The organism is Lacticaseibacillus sp. YLM2-1 (assembly GCF_056583465.1).
This window is the reverse complement of record NZ_CM152617.1, coordinates 866,446-882,721: the sequence shown is the minus strand read 5'-3', so window position 1 is coordinate 882,721 and position 16,276 is coordinate 866,446. Positions and strand designations below refer to the sequence as shown.

The 16,276-nt window shown below is 46.0% G+C and carries 10 protein-coding genes, 25 tRNA genes and 2 rRNA genes; 2 read left to right on the top strand and 35 right to left on the bottom strand.

Annotated features, from left to right (window positions below):
- Positions 1-117 precede the first annotated feature (117 nt).
- The 4 genes from AC07KQ_RS04295 to AC07KQ_RS04280 form a co-directional block, all read right to left on the bottom strand.
- A 16S ribosomal RNA gene (locus AC07KQ_RS04295) occupies positions 118-1,687 on the bottom strand.
- A gap of 448 nt (positions 1,688-2,135) precedes the next feature.
- Entirely contained in the window at positions 2,136-2,576 is a 441-nt protein-coding gene (locus tag AC07KQ_RS04290) for a Fur family transcriptional regulator (RefSeq protein WP_274991147.1), read from the bottom strand.
- A gap of 192 nt (positions 2,577-2,768) precedes the next feature.
- The gene (locus tag AC07KQ_RS04285) at positions 2,769-4,862 is read right to left on the bottom strand and encodes an LTA synthase family protein (RefSeq protein WP_003660176.1); all 2,094 of its coding nucleotides are present in this window, start codon (positions 4,860-4,862) and stop codon (positions 2,769-2,771) included.
- A gap of 230 nt (positions 4,863-5,092) precedes the next feature.
- Positions 5,093-5,371, bottom strand: coding sequence for a YkuJ family protein (locus AC07KQ_RS04280; RefSeq protein WP_003564087.1), 279 nt, complete (start codon positions 5,369-5,371; stop codon positions 5,093-5,095).
- A gap of 245 nt (positions 5,372-5,616) precedes the next feature.
- Here AC07KQ_RS04280 and AC07KQ_RS04275 point away from each other — a divergent pair, with 245 nt between their 5' ends.
- Positions 5,617-6,792: a pyridoxal phosphate-dependent aminotransferase gene (locus AC07KQ_RS04275; protein WP_003564085.1), complete on the top strand. Its 1,176-nt coding sequence runs from the start codon at positions 5,617-5,619 to the stop codon at positions 6,790-6,792.
- 85 nt (positions 6,793-6,877) lie between these two features.
- Here the strand turns inward: AC07KQ_RS04275 and AC07KQ_RS04270 are convergent, their stop codons facing one another.
- From AC07KQ_RS04270 to AC07KQ_RS04250, 5 genes are all read right to left on the bottom strand, one after another.
- Entirely contained in the window at positions 6,878-7,231 is a 354-nt protein-coding gene (locus AC07KQ_RS04270; protein ID WP_003564083.1) for a hypothetical protein, read from the bottom strand.
- 35 nt (positions 7,232-7,266) lie between these two features.
- Positions 7,267-8,280, bottom strand: coding sequence for a lysylphosphatidylglycerol synthase transmembrane domain-containing protein (locus tag AC07KQ_RS04265; RefSeq protein ID WP_003564081.1), 1,014 nt, complete (start codon positions 8,278-8,280; stop codon positions 7,267-7,269).
- Between the two features lie 12 nt (positions 8,281-8,292).
- On the bottom strand, positions 8,293-9,321 hold the full coding sequence (locus tag AC07KQ_RS04260; RefSeq protein ID WP_003564079.1) for a glycosyltransferase family 4 protein: 1,029 nt from the start codon (positions 9,319-9,321) through the stop codon (positions 8,293-8,295).
- A gap of 2 nt (positions 9,322-9,323) precedes the next feature.
- Entirely contained in the window at positions 9,324-10,532 is a 1,209-nt protein-coding gene (locus AC07KQ_RS04255; protein ID WP_003564075.1) for a glycosyltransferase family 4 protein, read from the bottom strand.
- A gap of 286 nt (positions 10,533-10,818) precedes the next feature.
- Positions 10,819-12,381 (bottom strand): APC family permease, encoded by a 1,563-nt coding sequence (locus AC07KQ_RS04250; RefSeq protein ID WP_016386418.1) that lies wholly within the window; start codon positions 12,379-12,381, stop codon positions 10,819-10,821.
- A 533-nt stretch (positions 12,382-12,914) separates the two neighbouring features.
- Between AC07KQ_RS04250 and AC07KQ_RS04245 the strand changes: the two genes are divergently transcribed.
- The gene (locus AC07KQ_RS04245) at positions 12,915-13,463 is read left to right on the top strand and encodes a sigma-70 family RNA polymerase sigma factor (protein ID WP_003564071.1); all 549 of its coding nucleotides are present in this window, start codon (positions 12,915-12,917) and stop codon (positions 13,461-13,463) included.
- Positions 13,464-13,736: 273 nt separating this feature from the next.
- On the opposite strand, the gene AC07KQ_RS04240 is transcribed toward AC07KQ_RS04245, so the two are convergent.
- The 26 genes from AC07KQ_RS04240 to rrf all read right to left on the bottom strand — a co-directional run bounded on the left by AC07KQ_RS04240 (position 13,737) and on the right by rrf (position 16,225).
- Positions 13,737-13,820, bottom strand: a tRNA-Leu gene (locus AC07KQ_RS04240).
- Positions 13,821-13,866: 46 nt separating this feature from the next.
- Positions 13,867-13,937: transfer RNA gene (locus AC07KQ_RS04235), tRNA-Cys, on the bottom strand.
- Between the two features lie 42 nt (positions 13,938-13,979).
- A tRNA-Gln gene (locus AC07KQ_RS04230) sits at positions 13,980-14,051 on the bottom strand.
- Positions 14,052-14,059: 8 nt separating this feature from the next.
- Positions 14,060-14,132, bottom strand: a tRNA-His gene (locus tag AC07KQ_RS04225).
- A gap of 11 nt (positions 14,133-14,143) precedes the next feature.
- Positions 14,144-14,214, bottom strand: a tRNA-Trp gene (locus tag AC07KQ_RS04220).
- 6 nt (positions 14,215-14,220) lie between these two features.
- A tRNA-Tyr gene (locus AC07KQ_RS04215) sits at positions 14,221-14,301 on the bottom strand.
- Positions 14,302-14,305: 4 nt separating this feature from the next.
- A tRNA-Phe gene (locus AC07KQ_RS04210) sits at positions 14,306-14,378 on the bottom strand.
- Positions 14,379-14,421: 43 nt separating this feature from the next.
- Positions 14,422-14,495: transfer RNA gene (locus AC07KQ_RS04205), tRNA-Asp, on the bottom strand.
- Positions 14,496-14,502: 7 nt separating this feature from the next.
- Positions 14,503-14,576 (bottom strand) — tRNA-Met (locus AC07KQ_RS04200).
- Between the two features lie 10 nt (positions 14,577-14,586).
- Positions 14,587-14,678 (bottom strand) — tRNA-Ser (locus tag AC07KQ_RS04195).
- Positions 14,679-14,687: 9 nt separating this feature from the next.
- Positions 14,688-14,759: transfer RNA gene (locus AC07KQ_RS04190), tRNA-Glu, on the bottom strand.
- 4 nt (positions 14,760-14,763) lie between these two features.
- Positions 14,764-14,851, bottom strand: a tRNA-Ser gene (locus AC07KQ_RS04185).
- Positions 14,852-14,880: 29 nt separating this feature from the next.
- Positions 14,881-14,954, bottom strand: a tRNA-Ile gene (locus AC07KQ_RS04180).
- A gap of 14 nt (positions 14,955-14,968) precedes the next feature.
- A tRNA-Gly gene (locus AC07KQ_RS04175) sits at positions 14,969-15,039 on the bottom strand.
- 19 nt (positions 15,040-15,058) lie between these two features.
- Positions 15,059-15,131: transfer RNA gene (locus AC07KQ_RS04170), tRNA-Phe, on the bottom strand.
- Positions 15,132-15,136: 5 nt separating this feature from the next.
- Positions 15,137-15,210 (bottom strand) — tRNA-Asp (locus AC07KQ_RS04165).
- A 7-nt stretch (positions 15,211-15,217) separates the two neighbouring features.
- A tRNA-Met gene (locus AC07KQ_RS04160) sits at positions 15,218-15,291 on the bottom strand.
- 48 nt (positions 15,292-15,339) lie between these two features.
- Positions 15,340-15,413: transfer RNA gene (locus AC07KQ_RS04155), tRNA-Ile, on the bottom strand.
- 8 nt (positions 15,414-15,421) lie between these two features.
- A tRNA-Met gene (locus AC07KQ_RS04150) sits at positions 15,422-15,495 on the bottom strand.
- A 26-nt stretch (positions 15,496-15,521) separates the two neighbouring features.
- Positions 15,522-15,595 (bottom strand) — tRNA-Pro (locus tag AC07KQ_RS04145).
- Positions 15,596-15,599: 4 nt separating this feature from the next.
- Positions 15,600-15,673 (bottom strand) — tRNA-Arg (locus AC07KQ_RS04140).
- A 60-nt stretch (positions 15,674-15,733) separates the two neighbouring features.
- A tRNA-Gly gene (locus tag AC07KQ_RS04135) sits at positions 15,734-15,805 on the bottom strand.
- A gap of 33 nt (positions 15,806-15,838) precedes the next feature.
- Positions 15,839-15,911, bottom strand: a tRNA-Thr gene (locus AC07KQ_RS04130).
- A gap of 41 nt (positions 15,912-15,952) precedes the next feature.
- Positions 15,953-16,025, bottom strand: a tRNA-Lys gene (locus AC07KQ_RS04125).
- Positions 16,026-16,027: 2 nt separating this feature from the next.
- Positions 16,028-16,100 (bottom strand) — tRNA-Val (locus tag AC07KQ_RS04120).
- A gap of 8 nt (positions 16,101-16,108) precedes the next feature.
- Positions 16,109-16,225, bottom strand: a 5S ribosomal RNA gene (gene rrf / locus AC07KQ_RS04115).
- Positions 16,226-16,276 lie beyond the last annotated feature (51 nt).

Below are 16,276 nucleotides of genomic sequence, written 5' to 3'. Positions count from 1 at the left end.
ATCCAGTTTTCAAAGAACAAAGTCGCACCCGTTAGGGTGCTTGAGGGTGATCCCCTCAAAACTAAACAAAGTTTCGTGTGTGCAGGTTTCCGTCAGACTTTCAGTCTGTTTCCTTAGAAAGGAGGTGATCCAGCCGCAGGTTCTCCTACGGCTACCTTGTTACGACTTCACCCTAATCATTTGTCCCACCTTAGACGGCTCGCTCCCTAAAAGGGTTACGCCACCGGCTTCGGGTGTTACAAACTCTCATGGTGTGACGGGCGGTGTGTACAAGGCCCGGGAACGTATTCACCGCGGCGTGCTGATCCGCGATTACTAGCGATTCCGACTTCGTGTAGGCGAGTTGCAGCCTACAGTCCGAACTGAGAATGGCTTTAAGAGATTAGCTTGACCTCGCGGTCTCGCAACTCGTTGTACCATCCATTGTAGCACGTGTGTAGCCCAGGTCATAAGGGGCATGATGATTTGACGTCATCCCCACCTTCCTCCGGTTTGTCACCGGCAGTCTTACTAGAGTGCCCAACTAAATGCTGGCAACTAGTCATAAGGGTTGCGCTCGTTGCGGGACTTAACCCAACATCTCACGACACGAGCTGACGACAACCATGCACCACCTGTCATTTTGCCCCCGAAGGGGAAACCTGATCTCTCAGGTGATCAAAAGATGTCAAGACCTGGTAAGGTTCTTCGCGTTGCTTCGAATTAAACCACATGCTCCACCGCTTGTGCGGGCCCCCGTCAATTCCTTTGAGTTTCAACCTTGCGGTCGTACTCCCCAGGCGGAATGCTTAATGCGTTAGCTGCGGCACTGAAGGGCGGAAACCCTCCAACACCTAGCATTCATCGTTTACGGCATGGACTACCAGGGTATCTAATCCTGTTCGCTACCCATGCTTTCGAGCCTCAGCGTCAGTTACAGACCAGACAGCCGCCTTCGCCACTGGTGTTCTTCCATATATCTACGCATTTCACCGCTACACATGGAGTTCCACTGTCCTCTTCTGCACTCAAGTTTCCCAGTTTCCGATGCGCTTCCTCGGTTAAGCCGAGGGCTTTCACATCAGACTTAAAAAACCGCCTGCGCTCGCTTTACGCCCAATAAATCCGGATAACGCTTGCCACCTACGTATTACCGCGGCTGCTGGCACGTAGTTAGCCGTGGCTTTCTGGTTGGATACCGTCACGCCGACAACAGTTACTCTGCCGACCATTCTTCTCCAACAACAGAGTTTTACGACCCGAAAGCCTTCTTCACTCACGCGGCGTTGCTCCATCAGACTTGCGTCCATTGTGGAAGATTCCCTACTGCTGCCTCCCGTAGGAGTTTGGGCCGTGTCTCAGTCCCAATGTGGCCGATCAACCTCTCAGTTCGGCTACGTATCATCGCCTTGGTGAGCCATTACCTCACCAACTAGCTAATACGCCGCGGGTCCATCCAAAAGCGATAGCTTACGCCATCTTTCAGCCAAGAACCATGCGGTTCTTGGATCTATGCGGTATTAGCATCTGTTTCCAAATGTTATCCCCCACTTAAGGGCAGGTTACCCACGTGTTACTCACCCGTCCGCCACTCGTTCCATGTTGAATCTCAGTGCAAGCACCGATCATCAACGAGAACTCGTTCGACTTGCATGTATTAGGCACGCCGCCAGCGTTCATCCTGAGCCAGGATCAAACTCTCATATAAATATGAGCTGTTCGAATAGCTCGATTTGTTGTTCTAGCGAATTGACTTCGCAAATGTTACTTCTTGCCTCGGTACCGAAGCACCAAGGACCCTGCACATTTAAACGAAACTTTGTTCAGTTTTCAAAGGACGACCTTGTCAAAAGACAACTTTGATAGATTATCACGCTGACAAACAACTGTCAACATTTTTATTAAATATCCTGTTAAATGGAAGATGCAAGCGCTTCTACCTTACCCTTTTTAGAAAAGGAATTGCTTTTTGACAGCAATAATATAATACCAGCAACTCAGACGGTGTGCAAGTATTTTTTTGAGTTTCCAGCAAAACCACGCGATGCTCCTGTCCATACGGCCTAATTGATTGTTGCGTGATGTTGCTTAACCTACCCAACAAAAAGCGGTACATACGACTTAATCGCCGTAATGCACCGCCTTATTGGACTCAATTACTTCATACCTAATTTCACTTGGCAATCAGGGCAAATACCGTAAACTTCGAGGTGATGGCCACTCACTTTAAAGCCGGTTTTCTTAGCCGCCACTGCTTCAACATCTGTAACGCCTGGATAACTGAAATCAAAGATTCTGCCGCAGTTTGTACAAATGGCGTGATAATGTGGCTCAATGGGAAAATCAAAATGAGTGGCCGCATCATTAGACGACATTTCTTCAACTAGATTAAGATCAACCAAAAGCCGTAGATTATTATATACGGTTGCAACACTCATATGCGGAAACTGCAGCGACAGCTTCGCATAAATCATTTCCGCAGTCGGATGTGCCGTACTGTCAATCATGTACGAAATAATCGCTTCACGCTGCGGGGTGACCCGAATCTGCTTCGCTTTGAGCAAGTTAATTGTTTTGTTGTAAACCGCCTGATTCATAGCCAGCCTCCTATTTGTAACTATTATCATCTAGTAAAATTGTACGCTCTTTTCTAATCTAGCACAACTGTTTACTTACAAAAGTTCAGAATAAGCAGCTTCAGGTCAGTAATCCCATTCGCTACAGCACATTTTGTGGACACAGAAAAAGCAGCGCTCGCCGCTGAACGCTGCTTTCAATGAATTCGATTGCTACTTTGACTCGCTACTGCTGCTATCGCTATCGTCTTTAAGTTCGGGTGCATCGGTCTTATACTCATCGGCAACTGACTTACCCTTATTTTCCGCTTTTAGGCTCGTGCCCTTCTTTTGCGCGGCTTTCAACTTTTTCTTTGTATCTGTCAGCTTATATGAAAAGTCACTTCGATCAACCTTCTTAAAACCGGCCGGTGTATAGAATCGCAACAAATCGCCGTTAATGACGCGATCAGACAGAGAAAGTTCGGTGGTCACTCGATTAGTGGACGCATCAACACTTTCCTTCTGGCTTTCTGATAACTTGTCGATTTTCTTACCAGTCGTGGTATTGAAATATTGACTACCAACCTTTGTAAAGTCTGGCGTGACAAAGTCGCCGTTTCGGAAGGCCACGGTTTGCGGATGATCCGCGGATAACAAGTCGGACCCAAATTGAACTGTATCGTTATCTTTCACACCTAACAGGTTCAATATTGTTGGCAGTGCGTCAATCTCACCACCGTACGTATGATTAATACCACCTTTTAAGCCTGACATGTGAATCATAAATGGTACTCGCTGGTACATGGCGTTGTCATAATCATTGAAACCAGAAATGTTCGTAAGCTTTGCCATGGCTTTTTTATGGTTATTCGAAATACCATAGTGATCACCGTAAAGAACAATCATTGATTTGTCATACAGACCAGTTTCCTTCAACCAATTGAAAAACTCACCCAGTGCTTCGTCAAGATAACGGGCAGTTTGAACATAGCCATCAACGGTGTCGTCGCCAGTATCCGTCTTCTCGATGGTTTGATTGGCTTTATCCAAAGTATACGGATAGTGATTTGTGACCGTGATCATTTTGGCATAGAACGGTTGTGGTAATTGCTCAATGTACTGAGCTGAGTCTTTGAGGAAAATCTTATCCTTTAGCCCATAGCCGACATCGTAGTTCTTCCCACTTGAAAAATAATTTTTCGAGAAGAAGTAGTCATAGCCCCAAGACTTATAGGTGTTGTCTCGGTTCCAAAAACTCGGCACATCGCCGTGGAATGATGCTGTTGTGTAACCTTGCTGATCCAAAATTGCTGGCGCTGCCTGGAAAGTATTGGTTGTGCCATCAGTAACCATGGCTGCGCCTTCAGGTAAACCAAACAGTGAGTTTTCCATCATCATCTCAGCATCGGCAGTTTTCCCTTGGCCAACTTGATTAAAGAAATTGTCAAAGGATAACGTATCAGATTCATGATAGAGCTTATTTAGATTAGGTGTCACTTCCTGCCCATCCCATTTGAAGTCAATCATAAACTGCTGAAGGCTTTCCAAATGGATCACAAAAACGTTCTTTCCTTTGGCAACACCAGTATATTGCGCATTAGGTGTGACTCTGTTCTTATTAAGATAATTCAAAACAGATTTCACATCGCTTGAATCAGCGTTTGCTTTCGTGGCACTGTTTTGTGCTGTTTTGACCCCATCAACAACAGTATAGGCATTAAGCCCTAAATACTTAACAATATAGTTATTGTCAAAGGTACGCGTCAGTAAGCCTGAACGGTCACTATAAGCCATACTGAGATTAGCTGCGAACATCGCGACAGCTAAAACCGAAACCCCGAGCGCAAAGCGTTTCTTAATCGGTCGAATGTCCATCCGGATGACTTTAAAAACAAGCAACAGAATCAAAATGAGGACGTCAGCGAAAACAATAAAATCTGTTGGTTGCACAATACCCATGATGCCTTTATTGAGGTTATTGGACACGGCGCCTGACCCTTTGATCAATGCAAATGTCAGAAAGTCCGAAAATTCTCGATAGTAAAGGACATTGGCAAAAAGCCACACCGATGTAAGTGCATCAATAATCAGCATCGTAATGTACGATTTACGCCCTGACATGTATAGTGCGATGCCAAAAAGGAACAGTGTGGTTGGAATCGGGTTGATCGCCAAGATCAGATGTTGAAAGCTACCGGTGACGCCCAGATTGAATTTTGATTGATATGCCCAGTATGTCTTCGCCCAAAAAAGGACGATGGCAAGCACAAAAAACCCGAGCCGGGTATTAAAAAATCCCCTGAGTTTACTGCCAAGCTGGTTCATGTGGAGCCTCCAAGTCATTGTTTAATGTCAAAAGTATAGCACATTCGCTAGGATAACCGCTTGTTTTGAAAAAGACAAACTTTCTGGACCTATTTGGGCCAATCCATGGTGATTTTAAAGAAGCCTTTAAATTCGGATCAGGTTTTGACGGCTACTGAATACCATTTCCAAGCGCTTCTGATCATGTGCTACACAAAAAGCGAACCTTGTCAGTTCGCTTTTGTCGTTGATCAAGCTGGTGCTTGATCGCTGGTGCTGTCACTTGTGCCATCGTCTTCATCAAAATCCATCAAATCATAGATTTCCATGGCCGCAAGATCGATATTATCAAACTGAAAGGTTTGGTGAGTGCCTAATTCTTCAAGTTCATAAGTTTCGGTCTTGGGATCGTATGTCACGAGGCCCTTTTCATCACCATTTTTTTCGAAGCGGCGCGACTGGGTCTCGCCATCGCCTGCCTGCATGGCTTCTAGGCGCTTGATGATGGCCACGAGCTGTGATTGTTTCATAAAATGGCCTCCTATAAACGCGATCACCACCTTGCGAGCCAACATGCCAATCATTGGCACTGACACATCGAATCTCATCTGGGCGGGATCACGCGCTGTTTATTTTTCCTATTTCAAGAAATAGCTTAGCATAAACCACGGCCTCTGTGGGAGAAATCTCTCTTTGAATTGCAGTTTTATTGCATTGCAACTATGAGGGAAAATGGACTATGCTATTTGCAACCTACATACTAAGGAGATCGCCCATGAAGTTGCAACCATTAAATAAACAATTAACCGATATCGACGTTAGTGAAATCCGGCAATTTGACGAAAGCGTCAGCAAGATTCCCGGTATTTTGAAGTTAACGTTAGGTGAACCCGATTTCAATACGCCTGAGCACGTTAAACAGGCTGGCATTGAAGCTATTCAGGAAAATTATTCTCATTATACCGGAATGGTGGGTGATCCAGAACTGCGGGAAGCTGCGCAACACTTTTTCAAAACAAAATATGCTACTGATTACGCTGCTGAAGATGAAATCCTTGTCACCGTGGGCGCTACCGAGGCTTTGGCAACTGCCATTACAACCATCAGCGATCCAGGTGATGCCATGCTGGTGCCGTCACCGATTTATCCGGGGTACATCCCTTTGCTTACGTTGAATCATGTGACACCGATCTATATGGACACTAGCAAAACCAACTTTGTCTTGACCCCAGCGCTGATCGAAGCAACGATTGCTGCTCATCCTGATGCCAAAATAAAAGGCATCATTTTAAACTATCCAAGCAATCCGACTGGCGTCACTTATCGTGCGTCTGAGGTTAAAGCGATTGCCGCAACTGCTGCTGAACATGATCTTTATATTATTTGCGATGAGATCTATTCCGAACTAACTTATGGTGACTCACATGTTTCCATGGGCAGTTATGCTTACGACCGAACTTTTGTCGTGAATGGTCTGTCAAAATCACATGCCATGACCGGCTGGCGAATCGGTTTTTTGATGGGTCCGCGAGTTTTGATCGCAGAGGCGAAAAAAGTGCACCAGTATCTCGTCACCGCGGCAACCACCATTGCACAACGCGCTGGCATCGAAGCTTTGACGAACGGACAAGATGATGCACAGGTGATGAAAGCCGCCTATGCTAAACGCCGCGATTTTGTCTATCAGGCGCTTTTGGACATGGGCTTCGACGTTGCTCGGCCGGATGGCGCCTTCTATCTTTTTGCCAAAATCCCGATCGAACTGGGGCTTGATTCGCGACAATTCACGCAATCGCTTGCCACAGAGCAGAAACTTGCGCTGATCTCAGGTACTGCGTTTGGCCCTGGTGGCGAAGGTTATATTCGCATCAGCTATGCGGCTTCCATGGCTGACCTCAAGGAGGCAGTCAAACGTTTGCAAGCATTCATAGCTGCGCATAAAGCCGCCTAGTTTTGAAGACAATAGATAAAAGCGCTTGGTTATCAGATCAAAATTGGTCTGATTACCAAGCGCTTTTTATTTATCGACATGTAGCTTACGGATAAAGTATCGCCATCACAGCAGCAACGTCTGCCGATGTAAATGCGACCTTACCGGCTTCTGCCAGCCATGTTAAAAAAATATTCACCCACGAAGCATATCGTGCCAAAATTCGCTGCTCCTGTTTTGGGGTGGCCCAGCTAGTCTCCAAAGCAGGTCTCAGGGCAGCAGCAATTTCGTTGATTTGCCACGCCTTAATGTGATGCTGATTTTGAGCCATCACCAATTCAACGATGCCGGTCAAGATATGCTTAATCTCGGCGTCTCCGATCCCTAACAATGGCGCATAACGTTTGCTTTGTCTAAAGGCAGGCCAATACTGGTTCAGTTCTTCGCTTGCTGACGACATTACGCCCTCCCTGAGCTTTGATTTTTCTCAGTCGCTCACGTACGTTTGCTTTTTGGCGGGAATGCCATGGCAATGATGCCGCAGATCATCCCTAGGTAATAGGTCAAGAACCGCCATAACAACATCCCTAGAATCAATTTTGAAGGCGACGCAACATAAGTCGCAAACAAGGTCTTAAAGCTATACTCGGCACCGCCAGCACCACCTGGAATCGGAAACAGGCTGACAATCATCACAATCATCACGTGCAACACGATGACCTCAACGATACTAACATGACTTACGCCAAGCGACAGGAGCACAAAGTACGGCACTGCATAGTAAAGCAGCAATTGCACAAGTGTCAACAAGCAAGCCTTGATGACCCGCTTCTTTTCGCGTTTCAAGTGCAAACTCTCTGCGTAAAAGGTGTCAATTTTATGATCAAGGTTACTTTGCATGGCAAGTTTTTTCTCAGGTTTGACAAACCAGCCAATCGGTATCATCACCAAATTCACTAATTTTTTTGTGAACTTATAGTAATACATCACCATGAGCAAGCCTACGATGACAACCACATGAATCACAAAACCAAAAACGATGAACAAAGCAAGCGCCCCAAAATGCTTGGACACCTGATCAAACCCGATGAATAGTGTCAGGACAAAGTTAATCAGGACCATGAATTGATACACGACAAACTTCATCAACAACACGGAACTTGCCCGGCCAGCTTCAACGCCACTTTGCATCAAAGCAAATAATTGGGCTGGCTGACCACCAGAAGCCATCGGCGTAATTGCATTAAACAATTGTTCAACCAACGGCACACGCAAAGCGGTTTTAAAGTCTAAATCATCAGCTTCACTTCGAATAAAGATCTGAACCACAAAAGTTTCAATGATCCACGACCCAAACATGAGCAAAAAAGCCACCAGCAGCCACTTGAGATCAAGCGTCAATAGTTCGTGGATTAATTGTGCGCCGTTCAGATCACGAGCTTCATAAATAAAAATACCGGCGCCAATCAAAATCATGATTAAGACAGCCAGTTTGTTCTTCCGTGTCATATAACTCCTCGGCTAGTGCTTCCCCAGTGCAGCTTGATGAAGATAGAAATCGTGCCAGACTTTTTCAAGTCGGCTTTCATCGTAAACTTCAGCAGCTTGTCGACTCTTAGTTGCATAAGTTGCCAAAAGATCATGATCATCCGCAAGTGCCCGCAATCGAGACTGCATATCGTCAACATCAACAGCCGTGATGGCATAAGGTGTGATGATTTGGTGATACAGCTCAAGATCCCGCACCATCACTGGCGTTCCCGTTGCAAAAGCCTCAAGGACGGACATTGGGAACAGCTCTTCATAAGAAGGCAATAAGAAAACATCGGCCATATTGTAATAGTCAATCATTGTCTCTCGTGGCATAATCCCAGTGAAATCCAAGTTTGCCGGGGCTTCTGCTACGGCCTTCTTCAAATGGTCGTAGCCTTCAGTAATGCGGCCAAAAGAGAACCCACCTGCCCAAACAAAACGAAATTCCGGATTTTGTTTTGCTAATTTGATAAAATCGCTGACACCCTTACGATCCTGCACCTGACCCGCGCCAAAAATGACAAAATCATCAGGTTTAAAGCCATTGGCATGTCGCAAAGCCTGCCGCTTTTCAGTGGATACTGGATGAAACGTTCGTTGCGATACGAAATTAGGAATATAAGTCACTTTGTCGCGACTGATCCCATAAGCTTCTAACTTAGGAATAAAATTCGGGTTCACCACCACTAACTGATCCATTCGCTTATAAAAAGCCAACGTATACTTATCAAGCGTCCACCGCGCCACTCGCGGCAACTTCAGACTCGCATCCAGTGTACTCGGCACAAAGTGAACAAAGCCAATCTTGCGACCCCGTTTTTTGGAGAAAGTAGATAAATAAAATTTAGGATCAATCGTATGATAATGGCTGATGTCACTACGCGTATAACGATTGACGTTAACTTCAAATTCATTTGAAAAATCGTGTTTCAGCAAGCCCATCAGTTCTGTGTAGACTGCGCCAACTCCTTGTCCTGCAACCTTATTGGCAGAGGAAAACATATTAATAACAATCATATTTAACCTTTCATGGTCCGTTTACTGGAATCTTCATCGGTCCATGGTGCAGCTTCATCGGCCTCATTAGGCGAATAGTGTGACAAAATGTCTTGATAGAAATCCAAAACCCGATCGCCAAATCGATCTGCAGAAATTGCCGCTAACTTTTCTTGACGCGGCTTAGCATCATCGTAAGCATTTGGATGTTTCAAGTAATTCACGACCTGATGCACCATTTCAGTCTCAGTTGAAAATGTTGTCCCTAACGCCGGATCATCCAAAAGTTGATCCGTATAATCCCCTGTCAAGGCAACCACTTTCCGATCCGCCGCCATCGCTTCGATATAAGTTAACCCCTGTGACTCGGAGTCACTTGCCGATACAAACACATCGCCAACCCGGTAATAGTCACCAACATCATCATGGTCAATTTCACCGGTGAATCGGACATGCTCCTTGAGACCCAGCTCAGCGACTTGCGCCTCTAAGTCTTCACGCGCAGGCCCATCGCCAACAATTAACAGCACCGCTTGGGGCACCTGTTCCAGAATTTTAGGCATGGCACTGATCACCTTATCAATTCGCTTTTCATACGCGACCCGACTGAGTGAGACCAAAACCGGGACATGCGCCAACCCGAGCTTGTCACGTAAATACGGATCTTTTTGCTGGGCAAACTGAGTCAAATCAACCCCAGTTGGAATGATTTTGATCTCAGTTTTGACGCCATATCGCCGCAGCGTATCATAAACGCGTTCAGAAGGCGCAACAACGCCACTGACATGATAAAGAAACGCCCGCGTAAACTGCTTCACATGATAAGGCTTCAGCAAATGACCATTCAGGACATAATGCAGATAATCCTCATACATAGTGTGATAAGTATGGATTGTCGGAATTTTCAACTGCTTGGCGACAAATTTGCCGATATACCCCATCGAAAATTCAGTTTGTGTATGAACAATGTCCAAGTTCAATTCCTTCGCCACTGCGTAAGCATGAAAAAGCCCACGAACCGCAATTCGCCGATCCGTGAATGAGACAAACGGTACACTGGTAAATCGGAATAAATTAGGTTCAACGGCGTCGTCCGGCACATGCGGATCAGTCGTTGTAAAAATATAAACCTGATGGCCCTTACGCTCCAGATCGTCCTTCAAGGTCTTGATGGACGTCGCGACGCCACTGACTTGTGGAAAGTAGCTATCTGTAAAAATCCCGATATTCACCTAATCCCCTCCAGACGTCATTTGTTTAGTATAAGTATAAAGATAGGCATAGCTAAATGCAATTTTCCCTCAAACCTTTAAAATTATCTTACCTTGTCGCCATCACACCATCATCAGGCAAAAGTCGTAAGTTATGCCATCTAGCATTTTATCAAACGAGCCTTCACCACCGGCGGCTCAAAGCATCTGCGGCAATGGCCAAGAATCAGAATGTCTTCCATCATACCAAAAAACACGTCGATGATCATGTTTCTGACCAGAGACGTGTTTTTTCTAATAAAAGTTGCTACTGCCGCGGCATTTTAACTTTGTCATTCACTCTTGCAGCGCGTCGGAAATATTTAGAGAAAATGTGACTATTAATTCCCCAAGCATAAAAGCCCAAAGCACCAATGATAATGACAACAAAATCTAAAGGATAGTGAATCCAATTCAAACCATTAAACTCACTGCTGCCAATAAGTGAGATGAGTGACAGGAATAGCAAATATACCAGCATCCAAGCTGCCGCCTTCAATTGCTTAAGCGTGCTTGCCCAGCCTGATCGCCATTCATAGAACAAATAGAAAGGAATACCCAAGAAAATAACGCCGATCACTTCAACCGTTGTCGGCCATTTTGCCCAGTAAGCCGCTAATGAGGTTAGCACAAATGACAATGGTGCCATCACCCGCAAGAGACTCGACTTCACTGGCCGCTTAAAATCCGGGGCCATGTCACGCAAGGAGATGACCGTAATAGGACCTGTCAGGTAAGCAATCAACGTTGCCGTGGAGATGACGCTAGCTAACGTACCCCAAGATGGAAAAATCGAAACCATAACCATGCTAAGCAACGCATTCACCACCATCGCCACTCGTGGTGTACCATACTTTTCATCAAGTTTCCCAAGAAATTTGGGAATATGGTTGTTGCTGACCATCGCCTGCAACGCCCGCCCAGATGAAGCAACAAATGAAACGCCAGTCCCAAACGGGGAAACAAAGGCATCCATATATAACAAAACTGATAACCAGTGAATACCCAGCAGAATCGCCAAGTCAGCAAATGGGGAGTTGAGATTCAACCCTTGCCAACCATGTGCTGCTAACAGCTTCGGCGAAATTGTCGTGATAAAAACGCTTTGCAATAAAATGTAAATGACCGCACTAATCAGTAACGAAATTGCAATTCCGCGCCCAATATTTTTTTGCGGTTTCTTAACATCGCTTCCCATGTTGATGACGGTTTGAAACGCGTTAAAGGAAAAAATAATCCCAGAAACTGAAGTGGCCGCAAAGATAGGTGCGCTCCCATAAGGCATGAAGGTTGCTAAAGAATGCCCATAATTGCCGGGATGGAAGCTTGAAAGTGCCAACAGCGTGATCGTCAGCAAAGGCACCCCAATTTTGAAGATCGAGATGAAGCTCGTGAATCGTGTCAGTAATGAGACTGACCAATAGTTAAGTAACGTAAAAATAATGATGAAAGCAAACACCACCAGCAACCCCTGCGATGTGATACGCCCATCAGCCAAAAAACCGTGCGTAAAGCTAGCCCACTGCCACGGCCATGATGCCATATATTGCACGGCAGCCACTGCTTCAATCGGCAGCAACGTCACTAGCGAGATCCAGTTGGCCCAAGAAGCGATAAAGCCAACTAAAGAACCGTGCGAGTACTGAGCATATTTGCTCATTCCGCCTGATTCAGGAAACATGGTCCCAAGCTCAATGTAATTATAAGCAATGATGCCAATAATCAAGCCGCCAATCACCCAAGACAGAATCGCCGCCGGACCAGCTACTGCTGCTGCTTCCCAAGAACCAAAGAGCCAGCCTGAACCAATCAAGGAACCCAAAGCCAGCATAACTAACTGAAATAGACCAATTTTATTATTTTCTTTATTTGAAGAAATTATCGAATACCTCCCTAAAAAAGTAACTCGTTTAATATAACGCATGTCATGATCAATGTAAAATTGATTATTCTTTATAAATTCGCTATTTTCCCGATGGTATCGCATATGAAGGCGCCAACATTATTTTTTTAAAATTGCCGTTCTAAGATATCTAAAGCTGCCTTCACGCCATTAAAATATCATCATTTTTTGTCATACCAATTTTCAAATCATGCTTGTAATAACACGCTCTCCGACCACCGAATCACCAATTAACAATAGGTCATTCTACTGCCCCCTTTCTATTCCTTTAAAGATGTCGTGACTCTTAAAAAAATCGTGAAAAAAATACTAAAATAATGTTGTCAATATTGCCCCAACATATGCCTTTGGTTGTAAGCATTCTGTTCCCCTAAAAAATATTCATGAACGATTGTTCGCTATTCAATTGGAAACGCTTTATTGTAGAATGAAAAAGCTAGTAAGTCGGGGGAGGAGGAGATATGAAAGCCACAGAGTTAACATTAATCAATGAAGCAATCACAAACTCAACTGCATTCAGCCAATTGTTTAAGCAATATCGACCGCTAGTCCTAACGGTGTTAAGACCGTACCATCTCAGGGATTTTTCACATGAAGACTGGTTACAAGAGGCCAGGATTGCGATGCTCAAAGCAATTACTCGATATGATGGCTCTAGCGGATCCCAATTTGGTCCCTACTATCGAATGGTATTGCAGTCACACCTACGTTCAGTCTTGCGGAAACACTTTGCGCATAAACGCCGCATCGACGCGACCGCAATCCCAGTTGAAGACAGCGCACTTGAATCTCTTCAAGAACGTCTGGCTCTCAGATCGTATGAAGATGGTCTACTTATGCGAATCGAGTTTGCACAGTTTCTGGCACGGTTGTCACCTTTGGAATATGAGGCCTTCGAGGCAGCTGTCATCAGTCAGACAGACAGTTCTGAAGATCCTTTGCTGCAGCGTCATCGTCGCGCATTGGAACGGTCTCGGATCAAGATATTGAAGTTCTCTCGCGAAGAATAGCAAGTCAACTGGCAGCAATCGTCAAAAAGGACAGTATCAGATAACGAAAAAAGACTCAGGAGCATCTTACTTTTACGTAGGATGAAGAAGCGCTGGGTCTTTTTTTCGTGTGTCAGAAATCATACAATTTTCATGCAAAAACAGCGGCCCCATGATTTGTGCCAAACTGTACACTTTTTTAAATCGGGTGTGATCAAAAATGTATTGGGAACATCTTTGTTTGTGGCACAGATTTTCAAGGCAAAAAAAAAACCTTCCTAGGAAGGTTTGTGATACCGGTGATCGGGGTCGAACCGATACTCCATCGCTGGAACGGGATTTTGAATCCCGCGCGTCTGCCAATTCCGCCACACCGGCATAATATTAAATGATAATACACTCTCTTGGCGATTGCCGCAAGATAAGGCGGTGATCGGAATCGAACCGACGATCAAGGTTTTGCAGACCCATGCCTTACCGCTTGGCTACACCGCCATATTTCAATTAAGTGCCTTTCCCCTATGGCAGTTGGAGAAATTGGGGTAGCTGGATTCGAACCAGCGCATGACGGAGTCAAAGTCCGTTGCCTTACCACTTGGCTATACCCCAGTAAAAAGGGCGGTATGTGGGGATCGAACCCACGTATGCCGGTGCCACAAACCGGTGTGTTAACCGCTTCACCAATACCGCCATTATAAAAGCAGGGATAGTAGGAGTTGAACCCACACTGACGGTTTTGGAGACCGTAGTTCTACCATTAAACTATATCCCTATAAAATGGAGGAGATAGGATTCGAACCTATGAACCCGAAGGAGCGGATTTACAGTCCGCCGCGTTTAGCCTCTTCGCTACTCCTCCATAATGGCGCGGGACGGAATCGAACCGCCGACACATGCAGCTTCAATGCATTGCTCTACCGACTGAGCTACCGAGCCATTTGGAACTAAACTATTGTATTTTTCTCTCAATTGAGAGAGACGGTTCCAACGGGACTCGAACCCGTGATCTCCTGCGTGACAGGCAGGCGTCCTAACCAACTAGACCATGGAACCATATAAATTGCGGGAGCAGGATTTGAACCTGCGACCTTCGGGTTATGAGCCCGACGAGCTACCGAACTGCTCCATCCCGCGATAATTATAAAGGAGAATGAGGGATTCGAACCCTCGCGTGGACTTACGCCCACCTGACGGTTTTCAAGACCGTTCCCTTCAGCCAGACTTGGGTAATTCTCCATCTAAACATGACCCGTACGGGATTTGAACCCATGTTACCGCCGTGAAAGGGCGGTGTCTTAACCACTTGACCAACGGGCCACAACGGAGAAGGAGGGATTTGAACCCTCGCACCAGTTTCCCGGTCTACACCCTTAGCAGGGGCGCCTCTTCAGCCACTTGAGTACTTCTCCATGTGTATATGAAACTATAAATGGAACAATGGGCCTAGGTGGACTTGAACCACCGACCTCACGCTTATCAAGCGTGCGCTCTAACCAACTGAGCTATAGGCCCATGATCATAACCGCAGCGGGTGACGAGAATCGAACTCGCGACAACAGCTTGGAAGGCTGTGGTTTTACCACTAAACTACACCCGCATAAAAATGATTATGAATATGGCGCGGGACAGAATCGAACTGCCGACACATGCAGCTTCAATGCATTGCTCTACCGACTGAGCTACCGAGCCGCAAACGGTCCCAACGGGACTCGAACCCGTGATCTCCTGCGTGACAGGCAGGCGTCCTAACCAACTAGACCATGGAACCATATAAATTGCGGGAGCAGGATTTGAACCTGCGACCTTCGGGTTATGAGCCCGACGAGCTACCGAACTGCTCCATCCCGCGATAACAATAACATATCGATTATACCGAACAGCGACCACCCTGTAAAGATGGACCTTGTAGGGCTCGAACCTACGACCGGACGGTTATGAGCCGTCTGCTCTAACCAACTGAGCTAAAGGTCCAAGCTCAATCGCGGCGGGGGGGATCGAACCCTCGACCTCCCGGGTATGAACCGGACGCTCTAGCCAGCTGAGCTACACCGCGAAAAACTAAGGGACAAAAATGTCCAATCGGGAAAACAGGATTCGAACCTGCGACCCCCTGGTCCCAAACCAGGTGCTCTACCAAGCTGAGCTATTTCCCGATAATGCACCCAGTAGGAGTCGAACCTACAACCTTCTGATTCGTAGTCAGACACTCTATCCAATTGCGCTATGGGTGCAAATCATGATAATGCCGAGGATAGGTTTGACCAAGCACACCCTCGGCACTGTGCTTGGAAAGCGGAAGACGGGATTCGAACCCGCGACCCCCACCATGGCAAGGTGATGTTCTACCACTGAACTACTTCCGCATGAAACATGGTGCTATCAAATTATTGGTACCATGCCGACTAAAGGATTCGAACCTTCGACCCCCTGTTTACAAGACAGATGCTCTACCAACTGAGCTAAGTCGGCGAAAAATCGACTTGAGCCGCCATTTAAAACCAATAATTCTCTGAGCCGTGACAGGCTCGAACTGTCGACCCACTGATTAAAAGTCAGTTGCTCTACCAACTGAGCTAACGGCTCAATGGAGGATACAGGGCTCGAACCTGTGACCCTCTGCTTGTAAGGCAGACGCTCTCCCAACTGAGCTAATCCTCCATATGTAAGCGTGGCAGCTTCCTACCCTCGCAGGCAGTTTCCCACCAACTACTCTCGGCGTGAAGAAGCTTAACTTCTGTGTTCGGCATGGGAACAGGTGTATCCTTCTTGCTATCGCCACCACACTTATGAGAACTTTGCGCTCTCAAAACTGGCTATCATTGTTTAATTGCTGC